Genomic DNA, 7682 nt, shown 5'->3' with positions numbered 1-7682 from the left:
TCGAACGCAGGACACCTTGGTCATACCTTGGCCGGGGTCAGACCGAGCCGGTACAACGTCGAGTAACAGTCTTCACACACCTTGCCGTTCTGCCAGGGGCAGTGCGGTTTCATGAAGATCTGGCGCGCGCCCAGTTCAGCGCTGACTTCGCGTAGTGAGTATCGGTAGGCCCAGGCGTTGTCGGTCATGATCTCCTCGATGACGGGGATGCCGTGAGCGCCGAAGTAGGCCGCTGCGCGACGCAGGAATTCAGCGCAGCTGGAGCCTTTCTCGTCGGGAAGGATCTCGCTGTAGGCCAGTCGGCTGTGGTCATCGACGAGTGAGTGGATGTAATCGAACCCATTGCGCCGGTTGACATCTAAGCCGGTGTTTCCCCTGCCGTGTGCGCGCCAACCGCCCCCGTCGGGGATGCGGCCCAGTTTCTTGACGTCCATATGGACTAGTTCACCGGGCCGGGACCGTTCATAGCGGACGGCGGTGGCTTTGGAGGAGCGGATCACCTGGCCGGTCATCGGGTCGCAGTCACGCAAATAGGGCACGCCGCGTCGACGCAGCACGCGCGACACCGTGCGGGCACATACCCCCAGCTTCGCGCTGATCTCGTCGGGTCCGCAGCGGTGACGCCGCCGCCAGGCCACGATCTGATTTTCCAGGCTGTGCGCAACCCGGGTGGGCGTCGTGTGCGGGCGCGAGGACCGGTCAAACAGGCCGGCTTCTCCCTCAGTTTGGTAGCGAGTGATCCAGGTGTGGACGCACTTGCGCGAGACCCCCATTGCCTTGGCGATATGGGCTTTGGCCCAGCCGGCCTGATACCGGTGCACTATCAGCAGTCGGCCGTGGAATGTTGTACGGGCGTTACGGTGGGACACGAGAACCTCCGGACGGTGGTGGACCTATACAAGCCACACCTCACCCGGGGGTTCTCCTCGCACCAAGCCAACACGCCTGCTACCAACGTCCTGTCCCAGTACAACTAGACGCGGTGGTCTCGGCGGACCGGCCTCAACGGACGACTCGATGCCAAAAAGATGACAAAAGTCGTTTCGACTCGGTACCAACTGCTCTTTCTGATAGGCCAGCCCGACGGCGACGCTGTCGGATAGGTGACGAGCAGATGATGAGAGGAGATGCTGTGATGTTTTGGTACGACCACAACATGCGCTGGCGGGGCTATGCCGGCATGGGTATCGGGATGAAGATGGGCATTGCAATCGTTGCTGGGCTGTCGTTGGTCCTTGCCCCGGTTGTGACCGGCGAGCCGACCGCGTCGGCGGAACCGTGTATATCCGGCGAGGAACCAGATCCCTTGACTGGGACGTGTGTGCCCCACCTCGTTCCCAGAACACCTCAAGACGTCACCCCGGGGAACCCCGACGCACCAGCGGTGCTGGGGCGGCCGTGCACTACACCCGCGGAATGCGCCCGCCTGGAGCGGGATCTGGGAACTCTGCCCCCCCAACCGGTCCCGCATTCCAAGACCGGCCACGACGGTAATGCAACTAGTCACCCGTAGTGAATCGCCCTGGCTCTCTCGGAGGCCCGGGCTACCAAATTTCGACCTGGTGTTGGTAGGTCCGGTGTGTACCAGCGTAGGACGTGGCTTCGATTTCCGCTGGCGATACGTCATCGAGGTAGCTGTGTAGTCGGGTGTTGTGGTGTCAGCACACCCAGTTCATGGTGGCCAACTCGACGTCCTCGATGGTTTTCCAGGGGTCGGTGTGAGCGGGCCCGTAGATGAGTTCGGATTTGTAGTACTCGTTCACCGCTCCGGCAAGGGCGTTGGCCCGCTTAAGCCAAGCCATTGCCGGGCCAGCGGGTGGCCCGACGGCATGGCCGATAGCACAACATCTTTGGTCCGCGTCTGATGCGTGATCATTTGAGTCGAAACCCTCACTGATCGGGTGGCGACTGAGCGGCGCGCGACCCCTGCACTCACGGTGATACGCCCCGCGTAGCGGGAGATCTACGATAACGCTGATTCCCATACGGGCGGTCGCACACCGCTGGTCCGATCCACGTTGATACATCCCTCGCTTGAGGCGCGATACTGCGTTCGCAGCTTTCCTCAGGCAGGGCTACAGCGCGAACGGCCCTTCGGTGCAGCACAATTCGCTGCCAATCCGCAGCGCCTCAGGAGCCGGAATGGGGTAGTCGCACGACAACGAGACCACCCCGTCCCGCCCTAGGTCAGCAGGAAGCGTCGACGTAGACCGTCGTGTACAAGACGCGCTCGACGAGTTGGTCCCTGCGATTCTGGCGAAATTCGGTGACGTCGCGGCCTGGGCGCACGCCGGTGACCGTGCACTGCTCCAACGGCGCCGACCCCACCTTGTTGAGGATCACCTTGTATCCGTTTGACTCTAAACTGGTGACAGTGTCCTGCACCGTGCGCGGTCCGGCTGGCGCCGCAGCGGCCGGTTGTGCCGACCCGATCATGAACGTGGCGATTACTGAAAGAGCAATGGCCGCCGCAGTTGTCATCTTCATGGTTGTTCTCCTCTCGCGTACCACAGCACATATATCGCTGGCTTAGTACTGCGCTAACTAGTAGTTAATTCGAGGATACATGGTTGTAGACGCATGCCAAGCGAAACGCGCCACGATTCGGCAACAAGTAAATATCCTATGTGCCAACGCTTTTCACCCTGACCGCAGCCTCAACATGCACCTACGGGCAGCGCTGCAACGAGCCCGCGTCAGCGGGCGTGCAGAAAACACCGACGCGGTCAACGCGCGGCCTTGAATCACTATGTGTCGGGCTCTATCCGATTATGTTTTCGGCGTTGACGTTAGGGGTTTGGGTACGCCGGGCTGTTATCCCATCGAATCGACGGCCCAACGTGCAGCGGCCATTTCGCCGCCCCTTTCGTCGTGCTCACGCCCGGCGCGCCGGCTCAAAAGCGCGATGACTCACCCTCGCGCCGATGTAGCCAGTACTGGCGCGGGCGCTAGACGTCCGCGGCGGTCAAGTCGATGCAACGCAAATCCTGCTACCAATCCCACCAGTGCGAGTCCGCCCCAGAGCAGTTCGTCGGCGCCGGCGTCGCGGGCGGCCTGCAGGAGTGCACCGGTAGCGAGATTGCCGATCAGGATGCCAATTCCGACGATGGTGTTGTAGAACCCATAGTGCGTCGCCACAAGGCGGTTGCCCGCCAAGGACACCACCGTGTCCATCTCAAAGGGGAACACGGCCGCCGATCCGACCGCCAGCAGCGTCGCCGACACCAGCAATGCCACGATGGCCGCCGCGGCGCCGAAGCGGCCGGTGTTGGGAACCACCAACAGTGGCACGAAGGACATCGACAGAATCGTCATGCCGATCGCCAGAGATCGTCCGGCGCCCCAGCGAGCCGAAAACCATCGCGTGATGCGCAGTTGCCCGCCCACCGCGACGAGCCCGGAAACGACGAATACCGCTGCAACGAGCAGTGATTCGTGTTGCGGGGCCAACGCTGCGGCGTGCAGCGGCAAAGCCAGATAGACCTGGAAACTCAACACGTAGGAGCCGATCATCGCGGCGGCGAACCACAGAAAGGATCGATTGGCCACGACGATGCGCCAGTCGTCGAGTATGGCCGACTTCTCAGCGAGCGGGTCGGCGCTGTGCTGAGGCAACGCGAACAGCTGCGCCACCGTCAGCACGGCGAACACTGCAGCCGCGACGCCAGCCACAATGCGGAAGTTCACCACCAGCAGCGCTAGTCCTGCCAGTGGGCCGGCCAGGATGCCGGCCTGATAAAACACATTGAACATGGCGAACGCTTCGACCCTGCGGTCTCCGGAATCAGCAGCGAGGTAAGCGCGCACCGCCGGGTTGAACAGTGCTCCCGCGAAACCCGTTGCCGCCGAGGCGATCAGGATGGCAGGCAGTGAGTGCGCGAAGATCAGCAGCCCGAATCCGACAGTGCGCAACAGGCAGCCGGCAACGATCAGCGGCTTATAGCCGAGCCGGTCAGCGAGGGTACCGCCGATGATGAACATGCCCTGCTGGGAGAAGTTGCGCACTCCCAGAACCAAACCGATTGCCCATGCCGCCAGGCCCAGCGGACCCGCCAGATAACCGGCCAGATACGGCATCAACATGTAGAACCCGAGGTTGATGCCGAACTGGTTGACCATCAGGATGCGGCTGGGCCAGCCGAAGCTGCTGAATTGCCGGACCAAACCCATCAGCGGTCACCCTGCACCGGATCGACCACATTGACGCACCGAGTCCAGGAGTTGACGACCTGTTCGGTCGGATGCCCGATGATTGCCGGCTCTTCGGGCGGATGTCCACCGAGAAGGCCGTGCTGGCGGCAATAGTCGTCGTTGTAGATGGTGTCGAAGTAGCGTTGCGGTCCGTCGGGAAAGACGGCGGCGATGGTCGTGTCCACCGGGTGGGTTCGGGCGACCCAGCCGGCGACGAGCGCGACGGCGCCGACGCTCCACCCGCCGCTAGCGAAGTGGGTTGCCGCCAGTGTGCGGCACGCCCGCACCGCCTCGGCCGGAGCTACCCAGTGCACCTCATCGAACGCGTCGTAGTCGACGTTGCGCGGATAGATGCTCGAGCCCAGCCCGCGCATCAAGCGGGTAGCCGCCGGTTGGCCGAAGATGGTCGACCCGACGGTATCCACCCCGATCAACCGCAAATCGGGATTGAACTGACGCAAGACGCGCGCTACACCCGCTGAGTGACCGCCGGTGCCCACTGAGCACACCAGCACGTCGATGTGGCCCAGCTGCGCGTGCAGCTCGAGCGCCAGGCCCTGGTACGCGTCCACGTTGTCAGGATTGTTGTACTGGTCGGGATACCACGAATGTGGATGGGCATCCAGTAACTCAGCGACGCGGTCTCGGCGGGCCTGCTGCCAGCCGCCCTGCGGATGCGGATCGGTCACCACGTCGATGTCGGCGCCGTAGGCCGACAGCATCCGGTGCATGATCGGCTCCATGCCAGGGTCGGCGACCAAGGTCACGGGGTGCCCGTACACGGTGCCGGCCAGGGCCAACCCCAACCCCAGGGTGCCGCTGGTCGATTCCACGATGCGCGCACCGGGTCGCAGGTCACCGCGAGCCCTGCCGCGCTCCACCATGTACATGGCGGGCCGGTCTTTCATGCCGCCGGGATTAGAACCTTCCAGCTTGGCCCAGAAGCCGCGCTTATGGTCACCGAACGGCGCGGATATCCGCAGCACCGGGGTATGTCCCACCATCGTGCCCGGCCGGTGATTTCGGCCCAGCCCGCGCTGGCGCGCGAAGTGATAGTCGGTGGAATGGATGGACAGAACATTGGTCATATTGGCGTCGCTTCTGTACTAGCGCCGCGGCTTGACTGCGCGGCAATTGACAAAGGGCAGCGGGTAGCGACCAGCCGCTCTCGTGTGAGCGCGGTCGGTCTGGCGCTGCCCGATCAGCGCCGCGAAATACAGAAGCAGGCCAGCAACTGGCGGCCCGACGTAACAGTTTTAGGGCCATCCGGTGGCCCGCGAACCGTTCCTAAGATCCCTTGGCCGCCGTACAGCCAGGCCGCCACCACCGCGAGAGCCAGCCCGAGGGCCACCAAAACGGAAGTTGCCCGTGGCAGCACAGCGGTAGCGAAGGTGTCTGGGAACTTGGCTGCGACATCTCGTCCAAGGTGCGAATGATCCGAAACGACAGCTAACTGGTCGGCCGTGGTGGCTGTGAGTACGTGGGCCGCGTGGTTGTCCGATGTTTCCGTCCACGGCGAGGCTGGTGCACCGCCGATGAGCAGCGCCCAAAAAGCGACTGTCAGCGCGATCACCGACCGCAGTCGCCATTTCGTGGGGGCCTCGTTGTACCTCACAATGTCGCCCACTGTAGCAGCTTGTACGGCCATCCTCCGTAGGTCTTCGAGTCGAGTCCATGTCGTTATGCGCTCGCGATTCGACGGTATGAACCGGCTACGCAGGTGAGACATGCTGACTATGTGATCTGCATGACTGTCTTACTTGAGCAATTGGTTTCGTTTATTTCCGGCGGTGTGCATCAGCTGCCAAACATATGCACAGCTCATTTACTATTATAGTACGTAGCAATCACGCGGCACTTCCACGGCCATTCCCAGCGAGCTTTGACCCGGCGCGGGTATTTTCTGGCGGGTCGATTGCCCATGTCACACTGGAACCAGCAATCCCACTGTTACCACACCGATTGCCGTCGCGTTGAATAGATCAATGCCCTGGTCAAGCTGCCCGACAAGCTCTCTGACACCGACAGAAGCGCATAGAAATCACCGCATTTTCACTCTGCCCATACCGCAAATGGGCCGTCGCGGACCTTACAAGGAGATGCCAGCTAACTTGCCGGGCGGACAAGGTTTGCGGGTGCCCGATCGACGCGATACAACCCCCGGGAGCGAGCATCACGACATCACGGCGTGGCTGAGGCGGATGCGGTGAAATCGCCGTCCAGGTTCGGACTGTGGGGCTACTGCTCCGCCGGTGGACCGCTCGGGTTCTGGTTCGGAACGGGAGGTCATCTTCGATCGGGCCGCCCGCGAGGCAGTGCTCAACGGCGCGCAGATGCTGGCGGTCGCGAGCAACAACGCCACGTTCAACGAGCAGATGAGCCGCCAGCAGTTGCATTCGCCAAAATCCGGGCCATCGAGCATGGCCGCAGCCTCGTCGTAGCTGGTACCACGGGCATCAGCGCGGTGATTACCCCGCAGGGCAGGGTCGTGGCGGATACCGAATTCTTCGAGCCCGCATACCTGGTCAATAGCTTCACTCCCGCGACGCGGTGGGCGCCGCTATTGCGGTGGGCGCTCATCGCGATCGCCGCCGCGACGCTGATCGTGACGCTCACCGGCCGGATCCTCAATCCCCATCACCCACCGGTGACATTGCGGATTCGGCGGACCACCGCGTCAACGGCCGGGTTTGGCGGCCCAGCCAACGAGCATGAAGCCGGCCAGCACCAGCATCCCCGCCATGGGATAACCCAGCAGCAGATCCTGGTAGCCGACGATGCGCATCTGTGCAAGGTGTGTGTATACGTGCGCGAATGCCATCACTGAGCCCACCCCGACGAGCAGCCAGCCCAGCAGACGGCGAGACCGCTCCCGCCGGTATATCGGCGTGTATATCGACGGTTTGGGGCTTCGTGACAGGCGCCGGATGGGACTCATGGCAATAGACGACCTTCCGAACTTGTACGGGCTAAGATAGTACTACCTATCTTAGTATGCCTTGGCGTGCAGCTAAGCGCCTGAGCCTGCATGACTCACTGCAGGCGCGTCCGCTTCTGCAGTGTCGCCCCGAGTTGATAATCGAGCGCTGCCGCCGAGCGGCCTCGAAGGAGAGGGCCTATCCGACGAGATCGCCAACGGTTAGGCCTCTCGTGGCCAACCACGGGCCGGGATCGACCCGGTCGGTGCCGTTGACGTGAACTTCCAGGTGTAGATGCGGTCCGGTGGAGTTTCCTGTGTTTCCCATCGTGGCGACCTGATCGCCAGCCATCACCCGGTCACCGACATTTGCGGTCGTGCTGTTGAGATGGGCGAACAGGGAGACCGTGTCATCGGCGTGGCGCAGCTTGACCCAGATGCCGAACCCGGCCACGGGGCCGGCGGCGATGACGACGCCGTCGGCGACAGCATCGATGGGTGTACCGATCGCGTTGACGATGTCGACCCCGCTGTGCAGCGCCCCCCAACGGTAGTTCCGTCTCCCGGGGACCCA

At 62.8% G+C, this 7682-nt stretch carries 6 protein-coding genes and 3 pseudogenes; 2 read left to right on the top strand and 7 right to left on the bottom strand.

The annotated features are described in order from the left end of the window. Positions 1 to 77: 77 nt before the first annotated feature. From BST47_RS22815 to lpqS, 6 genes and pseudogenes are all read right to left on the bottom strand, one after another. Positions 78 to 869: pseudogene (locus BST47_RS22815) on the bottom strand (IS481 family transposase); the annotation flags it as partial. Positions 870 to 1544: 675 nt separating this feature from the next. Then, positions 1545 to 1781, bottom strand: a pseudogene (locus BST47_RS31260) (IS3 family transposase); the annotation flags it as partial. 406 nt (positions 1782 to 2187) lie between these two features. Next, positions 2188 to 2487, bottom strand: a complete 300-nt coding sequence (locus BST47_RS22810) for a hypothetical protein (protein ID WP_083127922.1) — start codon at positions 2485 to 2487, stop codon at positions 2188 to 2190. Positions 2488 to 2910: 423 nt separating this feature from the next. Next, positions 2911 to 4170 (bottom strand): MFS transporter, encoded by a 1260-nt coding sequence (locus tag BST47_RS22805; RefSeq protein WP_207568667.1) that lies wholly within the window; start codon positions 4168 to 4170, stop codon positions 2911 to 2913. After that, positions 4170 to 5279 carry a PLP-dependent cysteine synthase family protein gene (locus tag BST47_RS22800; RefSeq protein WP_083127920.1) on the bottom strand — a complete coding sequence of 370 codons (1110 nt, stop codon included), beginning with the start codon at positions 5277 to 5279 and terminating at the stop codon, positions 4170 to 4172. The genes BST47_RS22805 and BST47_RS22800 overlap by 1 nt, the downstream gene beginning before the upstream one ends. 113 nt (positions 5280 to 5392) lie before the next feature. Beyond that, on the bottom strand, positions 5393 to 5818 hold the full coding sequence (lpqS, locus tag BST47_RS22795) for a putative copper homeostasis (lipo)protein LpqS (protein WP_234809826.1): 426 nt from the start codon (positions 5816 to 5818) through the stop codon (positions 5393 to 5395). A 625-nt stretch (positions 5819 to 6443) separates the two neighbouring features. On the opposite strand from lpqS, the gene BST47_RS31690 reads away from it, so the two are divergent. Continuing rightward, positions 6444 to 6632 carry a hypothetical protein gene (locus tag BST47_RS31690; protein WP_420094058.1) on the top strand — a complete coding sequence of 63 codons (189 nt, stop codon included), beginning with the start codon at positions 6444 to 6446 and terminating at the stop codon, positions 6630 to 6632. Positions 6633 to 6679: 47 nt separating this feature from the next. Continuing rightward, on the top strand, positions 6680 to 7018 hold the full coding sequence (locus BST47_RS31685) for a hypothetical protein (protein WP_420094057.1): 339 nt from the start codon (positions 6680 to 6682) through the stop codon (positions 7016 to 7018). Between the two features lie 289 nt (positions 7019 to 7307). Here BST47_RS31685 and BST47_RS22780 read toward each other — a convergent pair. Next, a pseudogene (locus tag BST47_RS22780) lies at positions 7308 to 7661 on the bottom strand (M23 family metallopeptidase); the annotation flags it as partial. Between the last annotated feature and the right edge of the window lie 21 nt (positions 7662 to 7682).

The organism is Mycolicibacterium tusciae, assembly GCF_002086795.1.
Lineage (GTDB): Bacteria > Actinomycetota > Actinomycetes > Mycobacteriales > Mycobacteriaceae > Mycobacterium > Mycobacterium tusciae.
This window is presented reverse-complemented; position numbering and strand designations above follow the sequence as displayed.

Bases quoted from the DNA above. Each gene is read 5' to 3' on its own strand.
- BST47_RS22805 (WP_207568667.1), bottom strand. From the start codon at position 4,170: ATGGGTTTGGTCCGGCAATTCAGCAGCTTCGGCTGGCCCAGCCGCATC.
- BST47_RS22810 (WP_083127922.1), bottom strand. From the start codon at position 2,487: ATGAAGATGACAACTGCGGCGGCCATTGCTCTTTCAGTAATCGCCACG.
- BST47_RS22800 (WP_083127920.1), bottom strand. From the start codon at position 5,279: ATGACCAATGTTCTGTCCATCCATTCCACCGACTATCACTTCGCGCGC.